Annotated in this window: 15 protein-coding genes; 11 read left to right on the forward strand and 4 right to left on the reverse strand. The window is 39.3% G+C overall.

Annotated elements, in window-relative coordinates; genetic code table 11:
• Positions 1 to 6 precede the first annotated feature (6 nt).
• On the forward strand, positions 7 to 1,848 hold the full coding sequence (locus JW841_14260) for an FHA domain-containing protein (protein ID MBN1962101.1): 1,842 nt from the start codon (positions 7 to 9) through the stop codon (positions 1,846 to 1,848).
• A 16-nt stretch (positions 1,849 to 1,864) separates the two neighbouring features.
• Here the strand turns inward: JW841_14260 and JW841_14265 are convergent, their stop codons facing one another.
• A complete protein-coding gene (locus JW841_14265; GenBank protein ID MBN1962102.1) occupies positions 1,865 to 4,084 on the reverse strand; it encodes a hypothetical protein in 2,220 nt (739 codons plus the stop codon).
• 53 nt (positions 4,085 to 4,137) lie between these two features.
• On the opposite strand from JW841_14265, the gene JW841_14270 reads away from it, so the two are divergent.
• Positions 4,138 to 4,563, forward strand: a complete 426-nt coding sequence (locus JW841_14270; GenBank protein MBN1962103.1) for a TIGR02266 family protein — start codon at positions 4,138 to 4,140, stop codon at positions 4,561 to 4,563.
• A gap of 31 nt (positions 4,564 to 4,594) precedes the next feature.
• Here JW841_14270 and JW841_14275 read toward each other — a convergent pair whose 3' ends face one another.
• Genes JW841_14275 through JW841_14285 form a run of 3 tightly spaced genes read right to left on the reverse strand, consistent with a single transcriptional unit; the run spans position 4,595 to position 6,253 of the window.
• Positions 4,595 to 5,074, reverse strand: a complete 480-nt coding sequence (locus JW841_14275) for a DUF192 domain-containing protein (GenBank protein ID MBN1962104.1) — start codon at positions 5,072 to 5,074, stop codon at positions 4,595 to 4,597.
• A complete protein-coding gene (locus tag JW841_14280; protein ID MBN1962105.1) occupies positions 5,071 to 5,745 on the reverse strand; it encodes a hypothetical protein in 675 nt (224 codons plus the stop codon). Before JW841_14280 ends, JW841_14275 begins: the two co-directional genes overlap by 4 nt.
• A gap of 4 nt (positions 5,746 to 5,749) precedes the next feature.
• Positions 5,750 to 6,253 carry a hypothetical protein gene (locus JW841_14285; protein ID MBN1962106.1) on the reverse strand — a complete coding sequence of 168 codons (504 nt, stop codon included), beginning with the start codon at positions 6,251 to 6,253 and terminating at the stop codon, positions 5,750 to 5,752.
• Positions 6,254 to 6,587: 334 nt separating this feature from the next.
• Between JW841_14285 and JW841_14290 the strand changes: the two genes are divergently transcribed.
• The 9 genes from JW841_14290 (at position 6,588) to JW841_14330 (ending at position 20,583) form a co-directional block, all read left to right on the forward strand.
• Entirely contained in the window at positions 6,588 to 7,439 is an 852-nt protein-coding gene (locus JW841_14290; GenBank protein ID MBN1962107.1) for an outer membrane beta-barrel domain-containing protein, read from the forward strand.
• A gap of 8 nt (positions 7,440 to 7,447) precedes the next feature.
• Positions 7,448 to 8,236, forward strand: a complete 789-nt coding sequence (locus tag JW841_14295; protein MBN1962108.1) for an outer membrane beta-barrel domain-containing protein — start codon at positions 7,448 to 7,450, stop codon at positions 8,234 to 8,236.
• A gap of 8 nt (positions 8,237 to 8,244) precedes the next feature.
• Positions 8,245 to 10,581 carry a hypothetical protein gene (locus tag JW841_14300; protein ID MBN1962109.1) on the forward strand — a complete coding sequence of 779 codons (2,337 nt, stop codon included), beginning with the start codon at positions 8,245 to 8,247 and terminating at the stop codon, positions 10,579 to 10,581.
• A 113-nt stretch (positions 10,582 to 10,694) separates the two neighbouring features.
• The gene (locus JW841_14305; protein MBN1962110.1) at positions 10,695 to 14,396 is read left to right on the forward strand and encodes a tetratricopeptide repeat protein; all 3,702 of its coding nucleotides are present in this window, start codon (positions 10,695 to 10,697) and stop codon (positions 14,394 to 14,396) included.
• Positions 14,393 to 16,084 (forward strand): tetratricopeptide repeat protein, encoded by a 1,692-nt coding sequence (locus tag JW841_14310; GenBank protein ID MBN1962111.1) that lies wholly within the window; start codon positions 14,393 to 14,395, stop codon positions 16,082 to 16,084. The genes JW841_14305 and JW841_14310 overlap by 4 nt, the downstream gene beginning before the upstream one ends.
• A gap of 62 nt (positions 16,085 to 16,146) precedes the next feature.
• Positions 16,147 to 16,419, forward strand: a complete 273-nt coding sequence (gene cglF / locus JW841_14315; protein MBN1962112.1) for an adventurous gliding motility protein CglF — start codon at positions 16,147 to 16,149, stop codon at positions 16,417 to 16,419.
• Positions 16,420 to 16,468: 49 nt separating this feature from the next.
• Positions 16,469 to 18,550 carry an FHA domain-containing protein gene (locus tag JW841_14320; GenBank protein ID MBN1962113.1) on the forward strand — a complete coding sequence of 694 codons (2,082 nt, stop codon included), beginning with the start codon at positions 16,469 to 16,471 and terminating at the stop codon, positions 18,548 to 18,550.
• Positions 18,551 to 18,595: 45 nt separating this feature from the next.
• On the forward strand, positions 18,596 to 19,285 hold the full coding sequence (cglE, locus tag JW841_14325) for an adventurous gliding motility protein CglE (GenBank protein ID MBN1962114.1): 690 nt from the start codon (positions 18,596 to 18,598) through the stop codon (positions 19,283 to 19,285).
• A gap of 29 nt (positions 19,286 to 19,314) precedes the next feature.
• A complete protein-coding gene (locus tag JW841_14330; protein ID MBN1962115.1) occupies positions 19,315 to 20,583 on the forward strand; it encodes a class II aldolase/adducin family protein in 1,269 nt (422 codons plus the stop codon).
• The last annotated feature ends 122 nt before the right edge of the window (positions 20,584 to 20,705 follow it).

The following is a 20,705-nucleotide window of genomic DNA, read 5'->3' on the forward strand; positions in this document are numbered from 1 at the left end:
TGTTACATGCGTATCTTTCTAAAGGATTTACAGACCGGAAAAGATTTTATTGTTACTGAACCAGGGGCGATTATTGGCCGCGATGTTGGTCATTGCTCGATAGCAATTGCAGAAAAAAGTATTTCGAATATTCATGCAAAAGTATCAGCCATGAACGGTCGCTGGTTGATTGAAGATCAAGGCTCTTCCAACGGTACCTTTATGGCTGGAAAACGCCTTTCGCAAGCTTGTGAGTTACGCGAAAATGATGAATTTGCTCTATTTCGCTACCGTTTTAAAGTAATGAAAATAGAAAATGAGACTGGTGAGGTTACCAAATTTGATACTGGTGCTGCCACTCAAATGTTGGCTATTGCAAGCAATACTCCTTTTGCAGTACCTGAATCGCAAAACAATGGTGCACTAGCTTCTTCTCGTTCTCTACCAAATCCTACAAAGTATAATGCCAACATAAATGATGTCGATTTAAATCATCGTTCTGGTGATAATCATCGGGTTAGCAATGGCACTTTTATTGAAAATATTAAACAAGGATTCGCATACTATCTTGTTGCTATAGTGCGTCTTGTTCGTCGACCTATAGTTACTACTAATGCAATTACAACGGCACCGCCTTTGCCAGCGATGCTGCCGATAGAACTTGCCGCTTTTGCCGCGCCAGCATTTTTTTTAGGCAGCTTAGCTACAGCGGTTGCTACTATACTAGTTAGTGTTATTAGTCATGGCGCCGTTGTTAGTAGTATAACTTCATCATTAATCTCGATCGCTATTAGTTCGGTTGTTGGTATAGTAGGTGGCTATCTTCTACATCCAATCTTGCGCTGGTTTGTGCGAATACTCAAAGGTAATTCAGATGAGTTAACTCGTACTAATTATGGTGTTGCGGTTTTTACTGCTACTGCATTAACTACTATTCTTGGTGCATGCGGTATACTCATTAGTTTGATTCCATTGCCATTCATAAATGTAGTGCCGATAATTTTATCTCTATTGGGGTCCTTATTAATTCTATATATTGCCTATGTATGGTTTAAATTTTTTGGGGTAATACGGGTAATCCCCATAGTCTTTCTAATTTTAATGGGGTTATCAGTGGTCTCAAGCGCTAGAACTATATTCTATGTAATTAAAGGAAATGCCTCGACAAATATTGCTGCAACAACAGAGCAAACCTTGTCATCAGGCACAACAAATGTGGTTACTGTTTCAAATGATGAATTATCTAATAACGCAAATAATGATGAGGGTCGTTTAAGTCGAGCATTCAATAGCATCAAGATAAAAGTACATGGCCTTTTTGGTTCTAATAGCAATAAAGAAACAAATATAAATACTGAGAAGTTAATCCCGGTTAAAGTCTTAAGTGATTCTACGCCTAACTCAAATAATAGTACTAATTCTGTTAATGTTAGTGGTACTTCCGCATTTGTTACTAAATCAACTTTGCCTAATAACATCGATAAAAAAAGATATGATAATGCGATGACTATTAACCCCGATTCAAATGTTATAGAGCAAAGCACAAATTATACAGAGTATAAACGGAAACTTAACGCCATCGAAGGCGCCTTGGCTGCCGACCCAACTCTACTTATTCGTGCCATAGGGGTGAGACCGCTATACAAAAAGCTACATCAACAAATTAAACGTATAGAAGGTAAACGCCCCCAAAAAACCAAAAAGAAAAATAGCGACGAAGATTTATATCAAGAGCGACTACGACAGGCACAACTATATGAAGCAACGTACAAAATAGTTAATGAATTATATATTAAAGCAGTCGCAAACCCGGTTTTCAATGTGCGTAACAAAAACATCAGAAAAAAACCTAAGGGTTCAAAGCATTAGGGCGTGAAGACACGCTCTAGTCGCCGCGCTCTTCATTAATTTGCCATGAAAGCCGCACAATTTCATCTAAGGCGCGAAAATTTTCACCAGAACAGGGTGCATTTTTAATATACATAATGTAATTATTAATAGCTATTGCCAGTTTGCCGCTTTTATCTGCACTTAAAGCAGCAAGCCGAGAGCGTTCAGCCTCAATCAATTTATAAGGATGTTCTTTGGCTGCAATAAAATAAGGCAGTGCTTGTTCATAGGCGTTTACTATTACTAGTTGTCGTCCAATTAAATATGGCAGAGTTTTATCATTAGGCATTTCATGATGCATTTTCATTAAACCCGCCATTGCCGCAGCAGCCGGTAATTTCTGTGATAAAAAAAGTCTCATAAAATCGTTGTCAACTTTCGGTAGTTTTAAAGCCCATAACCTGACCCACTGCAATCTATGGCTGGCTATACTTAGCGGCAGTTTTTGCACTTTATTAAATTGTTGTTGTGCACTTTCGTATTGTTTGCCTCGCCATGAATTATTACCCAAAGCTTCGAGTAAGCGACTGCGTTGTATAGTTGTGATCTTTTTATTTTTCAATAATTGCTCGGCTAGCTCGGTGAATTCAATATAATTTTCATTACGCTCAAGAGCCAAAGCTAGGTCAAAAAGGGTATTGGGATTATGGTTTAGAAGTTTTGCGATTTGGCGATGCAATTCTACAGCTTGACTAGGTTTAGCAGTAGCAGCCAATGATTTTAATTTAGCAATTTCATGGGCGCAAATACGAGTAAAAACACTTGCAGAACTAAAATGTTCTTGTGCTAAGGCACGTTCATTAACCGTTAGCGGCCATGTATCAATGTAAAGCTCCCATTGAGTTATTAAAGCATCGAGGTCAATTCCATATGCTTCTTTAAAATCACCATGGGCATAGACATTGCGTAAGCGCGAAGGGCCATATTTATGTAGCAGAAAATACACAAATGACCCAGCAACAGTATAAGCGCGATTTGGCGCTGCCGCCCAAAATCCCATCGGACTGAATATTTCGTGCATATCTGGAGCTAAGCCTAATTCACGCAATGCTTTACTCCAGGTATTTATTGAAAATTCGTTAATAGGTGGGGTAACTGCGACAGCAAGACCCTCAATTAATCCGACATTTATTAAAAAACCAAAACGACTACTAACTCGTAAAGGGGCAGGTGCAAACGAAGCAGCGACAACATGAGCTAATTCATGAGCTACAACCGGGTGCGGTGTTTGGGTTCCATGGATATGAATTTCAAAAAGCCAAGGTTTAGCAATCATAGTGTTACGACCGCCCATTAAAATAGCTTTAGTTTGGGCGTTTGGATAAATATAACTATGAATAGTAGGTAAAGATTTAAGTCCCAAAATGTTTTTTAGTTGCCAAAGACGAAAAGCGTGGTCATCTGCAATGGCATATCTTTGTTTTGTATCAAGTTCGCGTGGTAGGTGTATTACTAATCCTGGACGTTCTACAACTTGAGGTAACTGAGTTTTAATATCTTCTCTAGTGACATTAAAACCAAAACGTGGGCCAAGCGAAGTTTCAAAGCCAATAATTACCACTAATGCAACAGTGATACTAATTAACCATGAAAAGATACCAGCACGGCGTTGCCACAACCACACCAATAAAATTAAGGCAGCAATACGTAAAAAAGTTCCAGTACGAAATAATAGTAAGCGCGTATCAATGGTTATTACTTCATCGTAGAGACTACCGGCAAAATAGCCCCAAAGATGATCGAATACTAAAATCGGAGGTTGTGAATAAAGTTTATAAAGACTTAGTGTTAAAGGCAGCAAAAGTATTGTTAATATTGATATTAAACAAAGTCGCGGATGAGATTTGAATGATGCAGTGACTATAGTACCGAGAATTGATGCATAAATTGCTGAAAGAATTGGTAAAAGAATAAAGAAACCAAGGCCATCCAATAAATTGCAGTTTTTAACACGCAGAGCGTTAAAAGTTATAATTGCCAGCGCTGGGAGCAAGTGAATAACTGCGGCAATGGATGCGCGAACTAAAGCAACTAATCCTAACTTACTGTTTCTATTGGCGCTATAGCCAATAATCACGCTCGTGGGGGCAGCAATTAAGGTGATTACAAAGGCAAATTCATACCCGAGTAAGTGCAATAATGGTACAAAGCAACAAATTATCGCAGCAACGCTAATAATTAGTGTCGGTATCCAAAACCAACGATACGATCGCATACTTTTCTTATTATCACTTCTTTGAGCATGTAGGTAATTTGACGAAGACAATTATGCATTCTATCCTACACTTCGTGGCAGAACAAGACGATAAACGACTACACCCGCGTACTCCTATAGAGTTAAAGGTGGAGTACAAGAAAATGAATACCTTCTTTGCGGACTACACTAAGAATATCTCAAAGGGTGGTACATTTATTAAAACTGAACGTCCTTTGCCTTTGGGTACCGAGTTTATTTTTAAGTTAGCCCTACCGAAGCGTTCGCAGCCATTTGAATTGCGTGGCGAAGTTATTTGGACCAATCAAGCTTCAGAAATGCAACGTCCTGACATACCTGAAATGGGTATGGGTATTCGTTTTATTTTTGCTAGTGAGAATGAAAGAGATAATTTTGAGAGCGAAGTTGAGCAAATGATGGTTGCTTCATTAGGTGTACATCTCTATGAAAAATTAATTCATAAACGAGTTCGACAATAGAATGAGACCTTATGTTTGGCGTATGGTGCGATTAATGACTAGTTGAAGTGGTCGAGTTTAAATCAAAGCGAACAGAAGTGCCACGCGTAATCCCAAAATGTTTTGCATAACCAGCATTAACTTCAACAACATATTTAGCGGGTGTATCAACGCTACGACTAGATAATGAGAGTGGTTTTGCGTTGTGAATGACCCCAACCACTTGTAGTTGTGAATTAATGAAGATCATATCAAGCGGAATATAAGTATTTTTCATCCAGAAAGAACGTATTGCCTCATCTTTAAATATAAAAAGCATACCGTGATTTGTTTCAAGCGATTGACGATACATTAAACCACGCTGATGGTCCTTTTGGCTAATGGCAACTTCGACCAAAACTGAAATATCAACGCCAGCAGGTGAGAAAATTACTTGTGACATAGATGCAGATTTGGCTGGCGCACTATTTTTTCCATTGCAGGCGATGGCTATGGTAACCCAGAAAATAAAGGTAAATAATTTAGAAATCATTCTGTGCGCATACACACATCGCGCAAATCAACTGAACCAGCGGGCCAAGCTTCACTACCAGGAGGCGTACATACTAGGCCCGCAGAGCCGCAATTGTTGCTACCATCTGCACATAAACAATAAGACAATGAGTCTAGTGATTTACAGCCTAATGTATGTGTTGTGGTAGAGTCGGTTGATAAAAGAGCTTGATCGAAACAACCAATACGGCGACATTCCATTTCGCCTAAAGCTTCGCAGTTACGGTTACTTCCAGAGCATCCAGTTTTGTATACGCAATAAAGATTACCGGCTAATGGCCCAACATCTTGTATGGTGCGGCATTCAAAACCTGCTGGACAATCATCATCACGGCAATAACCCTCAAAGCAGTGTTTAGGTGATTCACAATTACTGTTTTCACTGCAAGCAGAACCTTTTTCTGAATCGTATTTACACGTTCTCGTGCAGAACGATTCATAGCCCCCATAGGTTAAACACTGGAAAGTTTCACAGTCGATGCTACGTTGCAGGGCAACGATTTCTACTACGGGATTTTCTCCTGAAACTGTGGTTTCGGAAATTGTACCTGTGCCCTCAGGATAGCAAGCTTCACCAATGTCATGTGAAGAGCAATTTAATAGAGCAATAATAAACAGTGAGCCAACTAAATGTGTTATAGCAGTTTTCATGGATTTACTCACATTGGCCACCAGTTTTAAAGGCGCAGTAGCTCATGTCAGCTGCTGTACCTGATCCTAACACTGGTTGACAGCAAAAATCACTTTTACTGCCGCAATCGCTAGCAGTGTTACACGGTTTCCAGGCACAATATTTTTGACCAGCGAACTCACCAACTGGTTGTACTTCACGACACTCAAAGCCGTCTGGACATACCGAATTATCGCGGCAACGTTTTGAGCAATAGCCAGAACGACCAGAAGTGGCTATGCAGATAAGTTCATCACATGGAAATGAAGGATCATATGATACGATTTCAGCGGTTTTTGTTTGTGATTCATCATCGCTAGTAGCCTCAGTATCACCTAATAGCTGTGGGCAAGGTTTACCAATATCATCTTTTTCGCATGAAGATATGAAAAGTAAACCTGTAAAAACAGTCAGAACGGTTATGCCGGTTCTAAGAGTTTGCACGTTTAATGATCGTAATTTCAACATTATTAAAGTTAGCATACGCATAAAAATCGTCTGCGGCAAAGTCATTACTATATGTATCAGTCTCATGAGCAAGTAGCTAGTTTTATATGAATTAATCGATCTAACATTTATGGACGCCACCTAAAAAAATAAATCACCAATTTTTTTATTTAGAGAAACTATTGCCGCCATGTAGTATAAAAGCAACATAGCCTATTTTGGATTGGCTATGGCAAAAATTACAAAAGGTAGGTCTCATATGAAAAAAGTAAGAAAACGACATCCTAAGTTACAAGTATTTCATCCTTATAATTGACAGGCAATCGCAGCCTCTATAGCCTGCTATATCGCATGTGATTTCAATTTCGGAGCCACAGTGGCGCGTTTTCAAAGATTAAGCTATTTTGTTGTCGTTTTAGGTTGCATAACTTATGCTACTTCGGTGGTGTATGCTGCCCCAGGCGACGATATTCTTGAACAATTAGGCGCGGCAAACGATTCACCGCCTCCAGAAAAGGCAGCAAGCGCTAAACCTGATACAGCTAAAAGTAACGAAGCTAGTGCAGCAAAAGAAGAAGAATCAGCCGCAAATGATGAAACAAAGAGCCAGAAGGCAGCTGTCGCACAATCGCCGCAAGCACTTGATAAGGTAAAAGCAGTTCCCCGCAAGACGCTGCTTAAAAAATCACGTTTTGAATTATCACCGTTTGCCAGTCTAAGCACCAATGACGCGTACTATCAGCATTATGCTGCTGGCGGTACTGCTATTTTTTATCCCCATGACGCATTTGGTATTGGTGTGGGTGCAGAATATTTATTTTCACATCTAAAAACGAGCAATCTTGATACAGTTAGGCAAAATTTTATTGCGGTACCTGCAGTTTTTGAACAGCCCCGGATATTTGCTCATTTAGATGCGTATTTTATTCCTATTTATGGTAAAATTAGTCTATTTTCGAGTGATATTATTCAATTCGACACTTATTTAGTTAGTGGCGTAGGTGCTGCTTATGCTGGCTCTCATTATCGTCCTTTAATGAATTTAGGCTTAGGACAGCGTTTTGTTTTTGGAGAGTGGTTGGCGATTCGTTTTGAGTTGCGTGATCATATGTTCGTTGACACCCAAACAGTTAATGAAATCGAACGTTCAGGTGTACAAAACTATTTGATGTTTATGGCCGGCGTTAGCGTATTTCTACCAACCAGCTTTGAGTATACTTACCAATGAGGTTATATATGGGTTCGTATAATCTCGCGTCTTTTATGCTTGCTGCAGCGCTTATTGCGACTCCAGTTGCGATTAGTGCTGCTGATCAGCCAAGCACTCGTGAGATCGAAGAAAGAGCCGCTGATCAGCCAAGCACTCGTGAGATCGAAGAAAGAGCCGCTGATCAAGAAACTGGTACTAATTTAGAAGAAGGCGAAGAAGCTCCACGTACGCTTGCTGAGCGTATACCTAGCGTCACTCGTCGTAGTTTCGTTAAACAAAACCGCCTTGAGCTTTTTCCATCTGCTGGTTTATCTTTAAACGATCCTTTTTACGATCATATTATTGGTTCGTTAGGTTTTGCTTATCATGTTTTTGAGTATCTTTCGGTAGGTATCACCGGAGACTATTTTGGCTCAATTAAGAGTAAAATTCCTGTCGAAGGGCGTTTGGGCAATCCCACAATTAACATTGAGCGACCATTATACAGCGGACATCTTGAGGTAGGTTTTACCCCATTTTATGGCAAACTAAGTTTATTAGCCGAAAGTGTATTGCACTTTGATATCTATGCTATCGTTGGTGGTGGTATGATAGCACGTAAGAGAGGCGGAACTACTTTTGCAGGTGTATTAGGCGTGGGTGAACATTTTTTTCTTAATGAGTGGGCAGCATTACGTGTTGAAATACGCGATCAGATTTTTATGATGGGTCGTAATAACGCTGAACCTAAAAATGATAGTATGCAAAATTTACTGATCGTAACTTTGGGCCTATCAATTTTTATACCACCCACTTTTGAGCACGAGCGTTTGTGAGGATTGTAATGGGTATAGGGCTCAGATTGTTAGTTTTTGCGCTGGCGCTGATGTGGACGAACATCAATCCAGATAATGCTTTTGCAATGAACTCCAGCAGTGCTTTTCTAAGAATTATGTCACCTTTATCAGCGCCCGCTAAGAACAAAGCGAAAAAACGTAAAGCAAAAGTCAAAAATAAAAAGAAGCGTAACAAAACATCAATCAATAATTATTCTACAAAAAAAGCTGCAAAACGTCGGGCAGCTAAAAAAGACAAAATTAAAGCTAACATACCTGCACCACCGCCCGGACCAACCGTTAAAGATACTACTCCTGCAAGTAAAGATATGGTGCTTGATTTAGGAACTGTTGATACCAATACCGAAGATGCAAAAAAAGAATTACTAAAATCTTCCACAGATAAAGACACAAAAAAAGCTAAGGGCAAAAAAGGCGGTAAAGGTAATAAAGGCGGTTTTGATTTTGGGGGTGGTGCTACTTTAGAATTCGCTGGTGGCGATGATATCGATTTTGGTGAAGATTTAGGTAACTTTGATATTCAGCTGAATATTTCTAGTGAAGAGCGCCAGCGCGTTGAGCGCGCCATGAATATGATGAATGATGAAGAATATGGCCAAGCGGCGCTCGAATATGCCTATTTTATCTCAGATCCTAAGTTCGTTGAGTTTAAGCCTGAGTCAGAATACCAATTAGCTAAAGCTATGTATAAGCTAGGTTTTCTTGATGCTTCGTTAAAACGTTTCAAAGCGATTCTTGATCAAGGCAGTAAGCATTTACGTTATAAAAAGAGCGTTGAATGGCTATTTTTTATCAGCCGCAAAGTTGCTGACGAAACACCGGTATTAGCCGAACTTGCTCGGTTTCGTAACGTGACTTTTCCAAAAGCGTATCGCAATGAATATCGATATTTACTTTCTAAATATCTATTTGTCCAAGCTCAGAATTTTGAAGTTGAGCGTATGGAGGCTGAGCAAATTTCACAAGGCAAGAAATCCACCAAAGGTATTGATTTTGGTGCTTTAGCTGAAGCTTCTAAATCTGATGGTTTTGATTTTGGCAAAGCAGCAGGTGGCGGTCTTGATTTTGGCTCTGGTGGTGGAATGGATTTTGGGGGCGGTGCCGGTGGTGCTTCCGGTGGATTTGATTTTGGGGCTGGTAGCGGTGACTCCGGCGGTGGACTTGATTTTAGCGGTGGAGGCAAATCTACCGCGACTGCAGATGTTGCGATGACTCGTGAAGCAGCGCCCTCAACTACTAAAGAGGCAGTCAATCAAGGTCTTGAGTTGGTTTCTCAAGTAAATAAAGACAGCAAATTTTACCCACGCGCAAAATATCTTGAAGGTCTACTTAATTATATTATTGGCCAAGACACTAAAGCAGTTGCGGCCTTCCAAGAAGTTGTGCGCGTTCTTAATCCTCGTCTAGATGTTCGTTTGGATCCTAAACTGCGTGAACTAGCTTTTCTCTCTCTTGCTCGAATTCACTATGGTCATAAACAATTTAATAAGAGTGTTTACTATTATGACCAAATTGATCGCGACTCAGAAAACTGGCTAACCGCACTTTTCGAAACTAGTTGGGCATATTATCAGCGTGGCGATTTTGAAAAAGCGTTAGGTAATTTACTTACATTGCACTCGCCATTTTTTGAACGCGAGTATTTTCCTGAATCCCAATTAGTTAAAGCTATTATTTACTTTGAGGCATGTCGTTATGGCGAAACACGAGATATTATTGATAAATTCATTGAGCGCTTTACTTTGGTCATGAAAGCTATCGAGAAAATAGCTAACTCGCAAGAAGCCCCAGAATTGCTTTACGAACGAATTGCAAAATTGCAACAAGACGCCATTTCCAATGATGATGAAATAACCGCTCGAGTAGTAAGTTTGGCCTTAACGGATCCTGATATTCGTATTGCTCGTAAGGTAGTACAGCAAGTTAGCAAACAATTAGAACTTTGGCGGCAGATGCCTGAAAATTTTCGTACTAGTAGGCTTGGTCTTGATCTCAATAATGAACTTAAAGAAACTATGGCTACGCGGGTACGTGAAGCCGGAACTACAACTAAGCGCAAATTTGAAGGTGAATTGTATCAACTCAAAACGTTACTTGCCCAAGCTTTGCGTATTAAGATCGAGGTCGCTCGCTCTGAGCGTGAGTCCATTGAAAAACGTATGCGCAAACAATCTACTGGGGATGAGTTAGTGCCAGCTGTAGCAAGAACTGTGGTAGATGATGAGCATTTATACTGGCCATATGAAGGTGAATACTGGCGGGATGAATTGGGTACTTATGAGCTTGATTTTTCTATGTGTCGGCCATTAACGGCAGGTTCTTAGACTAAAAACGAAGAGTACAGTATAATTGGATTTTAGTTTTTTAAAAATTGAATCATTTTGAAAGTGACAGGTGAGTACAAGGCCTCAAATTATGGCCGGAAGGATGACATAAGTTGAGTGCAAAAAATTGCTCATATTGGCGTCTCGTGCGTTTGTTTGTAGTAGTTAGTTTATTATTAATAGCTGCACCAAATACTGGTTTAGCAAAATATAGCCCGTCTCAATTCAGCCAGACCAATACTACCAATTCGACAGATGCTGTGTGGTTATCGGCCATTAAAAAAAAGAAAAAAGCAAAAGGTAAGGCAAACTCTAAAGCACGCAAACGCAAAAATAAACACGGCAAAGGTAATCAGCAAGAAGGTTTTATCACTGATAGTGATATGGATGAGAGCAAATTGCCTCGTCATATCCGCCGTGAACAAGAGTTAGCTCCCAAAATCGAGTTTCAACTTGATGAACAGCTTGGTAAAACCAAGAGTTTAAAACCGATTGGAGGAGTAAGTAAGCGACCGACATTAACTGCAGAAGATATTGCTAAGCATGGTGAAGCTTTGATTGAGTCAAAGCTTGATGAAGAAATTGAACTTACTCAGCAATTAGTAAACATAGAAACCGATTGCCGTGAGAGTGCTTCTGCAAGATTTCGTTTAGCTGATTTATATTGGGAAAAATCAAAACGTGCCTTTTTTAAGGCTAATGATTTTAAAACTTCTGAAAATGAACGCGCCCGCTACACCAAATCAATGAAGCAACTGCAATCTACTAGTATTGCATCTTATCAAACGATTGTTTCTGATTGTCCAAATTATGATGAGTTACCGAAAGTATTGTATTATTTAGGTAAAGCTTTGATGGAAGTAGAGCGTTCCAAAGAAGGGGCAGGATACTTTAAACGCGTCATTCAAGAATACCCTAACTCAGAATGGGTACCGCATTCTTGGTTTATGATTGGCGAATATTATTTCAATTATGCTAATGATGCTATTGCTGCACTTAAGGCTTATACCAAAGCAACTGAATACGAAAAATCATCAATGTACGGTTATGCCATCTATAAGCAAGGGTGGTGTTTTATTAACGTTGGTGAATGGGAAGACGCTCTTAAGAAATTTAAAGAAGTTGTAACAATTAGTGAAGATCAATCACAACAGATAGATCAACGCGCTCGCTTAACATTACGAAAAGAAGCACTTAAAGATTATGTGCGAGCCTATTCTAACATTCGTTCTTCTAAAGCAGCGTTAAAAACATTTTATGCTATAGGTGGCAAAGATAATCTCAAATCGATGTTAGAACAGTTGGGTAATTGGTATATAAACCGCGATGCCCACACAGATACTATCGTCGTTTTTCGTGATTTGATTCAAAGTTATCGTCGCTCAACACGTTTGCCGGTATGGCAAGGCCGTATTGTTGATGCTACTAGTCGCAGCGGCAATCGTCGTCAAACAGTTATTGAGGCGAAAAAGCTTACCGAGTATTTTGCTGAATTGCGTGGTCGCGTACAAAGAAACGAACTTGACACAAGTGAAAAAGAAACTGTTGCAAAAGATGTTCGCGAAGCCGAAGACATTGCAGAGAATACACTGCGTCGCTTAGCGTTTGAGTATTATAAAGAATCGACTAAGCTTAAAGGTCAAGCTGCAACTCGCACATTGAAACTGGCCGAACATTTACATCAACACTATCTTGAAGTCTTTCCTGAGCCTAAAAAAGATGCTGAGGTTAATTACGTCTTTTATGTCAGGTTCCAGTATGCCGATATTCTCTACAAACTCGAAAATTTTGAAGCAGCCGCCAATAACTACGAACAAGTCGTAGAGATGAACCCAAATCCCACCAAAGCCGATCAAAAGAAGATTGTGTTAGTGGCCGCAGAAGAAGCTGTGCGTTCTTATGATGAATTGGTACAAGATTTAGACCGTAAAACGCCACCCAAAATTAGTGGGACTGAACCAAAAGAAATCCCACCCGTCAAGCAAAAGTTAATAGATGCTTGTTTGCGTTATATTCGTTATGTCGGTACCGAAGGTGATAAGATAGTTGAGATACGTTATAAAATGGCACGTATTTATTATACTTACAATCATTTCGATAAGGCAGCACCTGCCTTTAATGATATTGTAAGTAATCATCCAACTAATAAAGTTGCTTGTTATGCTGCAAATTTGGTTCTTGATATTTATAACGGCAGAAAGGATTATAAAAATCTCAGAGAAGCTGCGCGTGCATATACTGTAAATAAAAAACTTGCTTGTGATGCTGAAGATAAAGAACGTTTTGTACAAATCGAAGAGTCATCAAGCTTTCATTTAATTAAGAGCGAATATGAAGACAAGAAGAGATACATAGCTGCTGGCGATGAATTTATGAAATTTTATAAGCGATTTCCACAAAGCCAGTATGCTGATGATGCAGTATATAATGCAGCAGTAAATTATGATCTCGGCAACAAGCTTGATAAAGCTAATGAGGTTCGCGAATTCTTAGTTAAGACTTTTCCGCAATCGCCACTGGTTATAGAAACTTTATATAATATTGCGCAAAGCTATGAACGTATTGTCGATTTTGATAATGCCGCTAAGTATTTAGAACAATTTGCTTCGCGTTTTCCTGATGACAAACGTAGCAAAGATGCAATTTATAATGCGGCATTATATCGTGCGACATTAGGCGATTATGCGGGAGGAAAATCTGGGCGCGAACGGTTTATCAGGCAATATCCTAATGACCCCGAAATTCATAAAATAGCTTTTGATATTTGCGAATCACTTGAACAAGAAGCTCAAAGTATCGAGGATAATAAAAAAGGCGGTAATGCTGCCTTGGCTAAATGGTCACAAGCGCATGATTGCTATTTTTCATATGTAAAAAATTCTGCTTATGCTCGTGCTGATACTGATATGTTATGTCAAGCACAGTATCGTCGTTTAGAAATAATGCGAACGGTGACTAAATATGAGAAGGGTGCAAACGAAATTAAAAAACTATTACAACGCAGTTGGCCCAATTGGCGCAAAAAAGGTATTGAAAAGTTACCTCGATGTGCCAAAGCAATTGCGACTATTGAACTTAGAGATTTAGAAGGTAGCTTTAAACATTACAGCAAAATGTCTATAGCTGAACTTAATCCTACTGATGCCGGCAAGAAAAAATTCGATGCATCGATTAAGAAAAAGACTAAAGAACGTGATATTTTAGTTGAAGAATACAAACAAATAGCTTTGCTGGGTAAAGTTGTAGTGGAGGCAGCTTTAACTGCGTCATACTATGTTGGCGAAGCGTATCGAGAATCTATTGAAGCACTACTGCAAGCGCCAATTCCTAATAAAATACCTGGTTATAAACTAACTAAAGAAGATAAGCAGATACTGCGTAATCAACTTAAAGAAATGGCTGATCCTATCGAGAAGCTAGCAGTCGATGCTTATGGTCTATGTGTACAAACAGCTAGTAAATATGGAGTTTATAACAGGTGGTCTGTTAAAGCATTTAACCGTTTGCATGCTTTACGACCATTAGAATATCCAATTTTAGTTGAACATATCGAACCACTTCAATTGCACGACAAACTTACGGTAGAAACCAACGAATTTATAATTGCTGAAGGTGACAACTATAAGTCAATTGAATTACCATTGAAAAAAGCTAATGCTAATAATGAAACTCCAAAAACATCTAATGCTGAAAAACCAGCAGTAAAAGCCAACGAACAAACCAATAACAAGGAAACCCCAAAAACGAAAAACACTACCGCTAAAGGTAAGCCAAAAAATAAAAAAGCGGCGCCAAATAGCAAAGGAGCAAAATGATGAAGCGCCGTTTATCTACATATCTGATATTGGCTTTTGCGTTAGTTCTAATTAGCGGTTGTGGAAGCAGGCAAAAGAACACTAGCCAAGCAGTTGCTGGCAAAACCTCTAGCAATACTACAAAACCAACAGCTACTAATACTAAAAAAGTTGCATCAAAAAGTGATGTTGAACAAGCAGATACCAAATTTTTAGATTTATCTAAAGAGATTGAGAAGTTGGGCAAGGGTGAGTCAGTTGATCAAGCTTGGCTTGAAGAAAAATTAAATGAGATACTTAGTATAGACCCTGATTTTATTGCAGCTCGTTTTAACCTTGCAGTACTCAAAGAAAGAAACAATGATAAAGAGTCAGCACGTCGTATTTACGAGCAAATAGTTAATGAAAATCCTAATTTTGCACCAGCACAAGAGAATTTAGCAGCCTTTGCTGTTAGTGAAGGTAAACTTGACCAAGCATTATCAATTTACCGTAAAATTGTTGCATCATCTCCTAAAAATGTAACTTCACGCCTTGCTCTGGCGCGATTATTAATTACCAAGAAAAAATATAAAAATGCTATCGAGTTATGTCGAAAAGCCCTGCAGCAAAAAGCTGATGCTATTGAAGCCTTTAGAATCTTAGCGAAGAGTTATGTTGAGCTGCAAAATTTGCCAATGGCGGAATTAATCATTGGACGTGGATTAAAGGTAAATAAAGATGATGTTGAGTTGCATTATTTAACGGCAGAAATTTTATTAGGTAAAGGAGAACTAGCTGCTGGAGTAAATAAGCTTAAAGAAATTATTACAATTGATCCTAAATCTATAAAAGTTCGTGCTAAATTAGCTCAAATAGCCTTGCAATATCGTGACTATGGTAATGCGGTACAACAATTTGACGCTATTATTAAAGAAGATCCTAACAATAGACCAGCTCTTATTGATTTAGCAGTCGCTTACAAAGGCATAGGCCGGTTTGATCAAGCTGAAAAAATATATAAAGAACTACTAAATAAGAACGCAAATGATGCTACTTGTCTATGGAACTTGGCGGTTCTTTATCAATATCACTTAAATCGTTACGACGAAGCTATTGCAAACTATAAGAAATTTAAGAGCATTGCCAGAGCTGATGATCAAGATGCTAACTCAGTTGATAAATTGATTGCTGAGATTGAAAAACAGAAAAATGATCTTGCTGCTGCAAAAGCACGTGAAGAGCGAGAACAGAAAAAAATTGCAGCTACGCGTGCTGCTTGCCAAGCTATCAATGGAGGCAAAAAACCAGATGTTAAATCTATTGGTAACGATAAAGAACGAATCGAAGTTGGATGGCAGCTAATAGTTGACGCTCAAACAGCTATTCAAAACGGTGATGTGGCAGCTGGTGAGAGTATCGTTAAATGCGCATTTGCTGTTATTCCGGATACTCCCGGAGCAAAAATCGAAGCTTGCGCACCTATGCATGTAATGTGGACACAAATTCTTTACCAACTAGGTCGTCCGCAAGACGCATTAATTTCGGTTCGCGAAGGACTTAAATGCGATCCTAATAATCCCGATGCACAATTAGCCGAACAACAATTAATAGAAATTCTTGGTAAACAGGGAAATACTGTTGAAGAAGCTGCTCCAACCGATGATAATGATAATAAGGGTAAATCCAAGAAAGGAAATAGGGGAAGTAAAAAACGTAAGGTTAAGTAGCTTACCTTATAGGTATATTTTGATGTAATATATATGGTGTGGTTTTTTTTGCGGAGTTTTATATGTCATTACTAAAAAACACCGTTTTTATTTTGCTCATAATGGCGGGTTTGGTTGCCACTGGAGCAGTATTATTTACCAAAATCGCTAGTGCAGAAGAAGTAGTTTATCAGAAAAATCAAGTAGTCGACTTTGGTGATGATACAATTGAAGGCGATTTATCAAAACCAGATGGGCAGTACCTTGAAAGTCAAAAAAAGCTAAGGCATCAAAGATTAATTAAAATTAGGGACAATTTTAAGCCAGAAATCTTGCATTCAGTACAAGATCTCTAATTAATTATAAATAAAGGCATTAGATAGTTTTTTAAGCTGCGAGGAAACAATGGGCGTATTAATTAGCGTGCAAGTATACCGAGGCGACCAGCTCGTAGCGCAGCATCAATTTGATAGTGATGTCAATCGTACTATAAAGATTGGGCGTTTATCATCTGCACAAATTAAACTTGAAGATCCACGAACGTCTCGTATTCATGCTGTTATCGAGTTAGGTGCCAATGATATTACTCTTCATGATATGGGTACCACTGAAGGCACTAGTGTAAACGGCGCCAAAGTTGTTAATGCCAAACTAAAAAATGGCGACCAAGTGACTATTGGCGATACCACGCTAGTAATCACTATGGGTGCAGTAGCTTCTGCGTCACCCACAGTAGCGGCTGCGAATGCGACAGCACCTAATAATATGGCTGCGTCATTTAATGCTGCTGGTCCTGCCTTTGGGGCACCTCCTGCTTTTGCTGCCAAATCATTTGCCGCACCTGGTATTCCGAAAGTAGACTGGGGGCCAGCAACATCTTTTGGTGCACCACAGGTGGCATCTCCAGCAACTGCAAATGTTTCGGCAACTGCAACTCCAGCCGCTTCGCCACCAACTACACGCACCGCACAACAGCTTCGTTTTGATCCTGGCTCTAATAGCGGTCCGATTCCAATTAGACGTATTACTAATGAACGTTTGGGTGCAGCTGCAGTAGAAAGCAAACCTCATCCAGCCTTAGCGCCAGAGCGCCCCATGAGCGCGGAAAATCGCGTTCTTGAGATGCGGTTGTATTGGGGTGAAGTATTACTTGGTATTAGCCATTATTCAAAACCCAAAAAAATAACTATTGGTGAAACTAAAAAGACAGATGTCTTTATTTCGAGTGAAGGACTGCCTGTAGAAGAATTTCCCCTCGTTCGCTATATCGATAATGAGTACGTCCTTACTTTTACCCGCCATATGGAAGGTGAAGTAGAGGTAGGAGGACAACTCGGCAGCTTACAAACTTTATGCGGTTCATCACATGCTCGTAAAGATGACCATCTTTCTGAGAGCTATCAAGTTCGAATGGCAGCCGATTCTAGAGCGATTGTTCATTGGGGTGGTGCCACTTTCGCATTACGTTTTGTAGTACCACCAGAACCATTGCAGCGGCATTTTTGGAAAGATCTCGATCTACATTTTATAAACGTTGCACTGTTATCGTTGTTTTTTCATCTTGCCTTAGTCGTAACGCTGTTAGTGTATCCGTATGATACTGAATCATTACGTGAAGACTTGTTCGATAAACCTGATCGATTTGCAAGTTTAATTTTAGAACCACCCAAACAAAGCGAAACGAATAAAAATCTTCTTGAAAATTTAAAGAAAGAGGTCGAAAGGAAGAAAGAAGAAATCACTAAGAAAATAGAACAAGAGAAACCCAAAAAGGTTAAACCCGACCCTCTCAAAGTTGCTAAATTTAAGCCACCAGTTAAAGTTCGCCCAAGAACTCAAGAAGAAAAAAGTGAAGCCGTTAAACGAAAATTTTCAAAATTATTCGCAGGTGGCGGTGGTGGGGGTAACGCTCCAGGCAGTATTTTAGGCGGTGGTGGCGGTGGTTCACTTTCTGGCACCCTGTCTAATGTTATTGGTACGGCTGGGCGAGGCTCAGCTACAGCGGGTATGGCTGGTCTTGGTATTCGCGGTACAGGGCCATTAACTGGTGGTGGTGTTGGTACTAGCCGAGGAATTGCTGGTATTGGTACCAGCGGCCGTCTTGGAGGTGGTGGTCTAGCTTATGGTTCAAATGTTGGTCTTGGTGGCCGCAAAAATCGTAGTGCACTGCAAATTGGACCTCCACGTATTGAAGGCGCTTTAGATCCAGCGGTTATTAAAAAAGTTATTGACCAAAATCGTAACCAAATACGTTACTGCTACGAAAAAGAATTGAATGTACACCAAAATCTTGAAGGTCGTGTCGCTATGACATGGATAATTAGTGCTACAGGATCAGTTGCTAAAGTTATGGTTAGAGACAGTACTTTAAAGAATGCCAATGTTGAGGATTGCATAAAGAAGAAAATTTTAAATTGGAAATTCCCCGCGCCTGCAGGTGGCGGTATTGTTACGGTGAATTATCCCTTCATATTTAAGGCGACTTAGATCGTGAAATTTTCAAGATCAATGGTGCTTATGGGAGTATACCGTATGCGGAGTATACTGGCAGCATTGTCGTTTATCGCAATTATTGCATCTGCGATTAACGCTCAAGCGCAAGCTCAACCTAAAGGAAATACTGAGGCTAATACTAACGATGCAAAAGTTGCTACAGCCGAAGAAGGTGTTGAGCAGACGCGACCTAATAGAGCTACGGCTCCATTAAAGGCAGTTGTACGTGGTTTTTTCATTGGTACACGATTTAGTATGGGATATATGGTACTGCGTCAAAAGATAGATGATGTGCAAAATTGGCCAGTACTAACGCAGCAAAAGAAAGACGAAGGCTATGGTCTTGGCACTATGCTGCAACTTGAAGTTGGTTATGACATTACCCCTTTGATTGCCATTGAAGTTTTAGGCGGTGCTTCTTTAATTAATGGCACTCGTAAAGATCGAGTACGTGACCTTGGGGTTATGTTTGGTGGTTTAGGTCTTCGTGTTGCTCCAAGAATCAATGATAGATTTCGCGCTGTCGTAGCTGCTGGCGCTGGGTATGCAAATGCAGATAATGCTGTTGATGAAGCTGAAACAGGAGCAGTTGCATTTATTAATGGCGGTATTGAATATTACGTGCATGTTCGGCATTTTTCTATAGGTATTGATGTTACGATACTTTGTCCTGTGCAACCAATGCGTCTATTTGTGGGTCTTGGTCCACAAGTAAAATATACGTTTTAAACTTTTATTTATCGCTAAATTATTCAAAGTTGATCAAGCAATCACAAGCCGAGCAACTAGCAGCAATATCTAACCAGATATATCGCAAACAATTGACCACATCTTCAGGAGGGAATTTATCCATACGTGATGAATGTGGCGGTTTATGGATTACCCCTAAAAAAATTGATAAGGGATGTTTATTGCCTGAGCATATGGTGCATATTGCCGCTGATGGATCGTTTAATAGCGTTTATTCACCAACTTCTGAATGGCCATTTCATTCTGCAGTTATGCAAACGAGACCTGATATTTGTGCATTAGTGCATGCTCATCCAATATCTTTAGTAGCTTTCGCTATTACCAGAACAAAATTACCACTAAATCAATTTCCTTTATTAAGGTGTTATGTTGGAAAGTTAGGTTATATTGCATATGCTACACCTGGTTCAAAAAAGTTGAGTAAAATTGTTGCACAAGAGTTTGCAACAGGATGTGATATGGTAATTTTAGAAAATCATGGTGTGATAACTAGTGGCACAAATTTAAATGAAGCATATAATCGTTTAAGAGCTTTAGAACATCTTGCCGAAATTTATATAGCAGCAACTCGTTTAGGTAATTTAGAATACTTAACTGTTCGGCTTATGGCGCAAGCTTTATCTATGCAAATGCCACAAAAATTTGAATCTGTTTCTTGTGATATATCTTCTCAATATATTAAACGTCAAGAATTATTAGCATATTTACAAAGAGCTGAGTCTCGCGGTTTATTAGGCAGTCCAGGTGGAACTATATCAAGCCGTTGTGATAATGGTTTTTTAATTGCATCTGAAGGTATGGATATCGATGGCATGCAGCCAAATGATTTAGTTTATATCACAAGCGATGGGTGTCAATTAAATAAAATTCCTCATGCTACTGTTGAGTTGCATAAAAAAATCTATGAATTACATCCAAATATTAATGCGATAGCGATAGTATTACCCGTAAATCTCATGGCTTTTGCAGCAACTAATACTGCTTATGAAATTCATACTAATCCAGAGTCATTTATAATATTAAAATCTATTACTAATTTGTCGTTTGATGAAGGGTTTGATAATACACGAATAGCTAATGCGATAAGTGAAGATAGACCAATAGCTTTAATCAAAAATTCATCGGCAGTGGTTTGTGGTAATTCACCATTTATGGTGCTTGATCGCTTAGAAGTTGCAGAAACAGTCGCCGCCACATTAATTCAGGCAAAAGTTATAGGGGATATTACGCGATTATCACAGGCGGATCTTATTGAAATTAGTAAAACCTATGGTTAAGACACACTATATTCGTTTAAAAAATTAAATAATAGGCAACGGGTGCAAGATCAAAAATTGCTTTTCTTGAGAGAATGATAGAGACGATTTCGAATAAGCTCTCACTTAAAATTCCCTATTCC

It is taken from the genome of Deltaproteobacteria bacterium (genome assembly GCA_016931625.1).
Lineage (GTDB): Bacteria > Myxococcota > XYA12-FULL-58-9 > XYA12-FULL-58-9 > JAFGEK01 > JAFGEK01.

Bases quoted from the DNA above. Each gene is read 5' to 3' on its own strand.
- JW841_14260 (MBN1962101.1), top strand. From the start codon at position 7: ATGCGTATCTTTCTAAAGGATTTACAGACCGGAAAAGATTTTATTGTT.
- JW841_14265 (MBN1962102.1), bottom strand. From the start codon at position 4,084: ATGCGATCGTATCGTTGGTTTTGGATACCGACACTAATTATTAGCGTT.
- JW841_14270 (MBN1962103.1), top strand. From the start codon at position 4,138: ATGCATTCTATCCTACACTTCGTGGCAGAACAAGACGATAAACGACTA.
- JW841_14275 (MBN1962104.1), bottom strand. From the start codon at position 5,074: ATGATTTCTAAATTATTTACCTTTATTTTCTGGGTTACCATAGCCATC.
- JW841_14280 (MBN1962105.1), bottom strand. From the start codon at position 5,745: ATGAAAACTGCTATAACACATTTAGTTGGCTCACTGTTTATTATTGCT.
- JW841_14285 (MBN1962106.1), bottom strand. From the start codon at position 6,253: ATGCGTATGCTAACTTTAATAATGTTGAAATTACGATCATTAAACGTG.
- JW841_14295 (MBN1962108.1), top strand. From the start codon at position 7,448: ATGGGTTCGTATAATCTCGCGTCTTTTATGCTTGCTGCAGCGCTTATT.
- JW841_14300 (MBN1962109.1), top strand. From the start codon at position 8,245: ATGGGTATAGGGCTCAGATTGTTAGTTTTTGCGCTGGCGCTGATGTGG.
- JW841_14310 (MBN1962111.1), top strand. From the start codon at position 14,393: ATGATGAAGCGCCGTTTATCTACATATCTGATATTGGCTTTTGCGTTA.
- cglF (MBN1962112.1), top strand. From the start codon at position 16,147: ATGTCATTACTAAAAAACACCGTTTTTATTTTGCTCATAATGGCGGGT.
- JW841_14320 (MBN1962113.1), top strand. From the start codon at position 16,469: ATGGGCGTATTAATTAGCGTGCAAGTATACCGAGGCGACCAGCTCGTA.
- cglE (MBN1962114.1), top strand. From the start codon at position 18,596: ATGCGGAGTATACTGGCAGCATTGTCGTTTATCGCAATTATTGCATCT.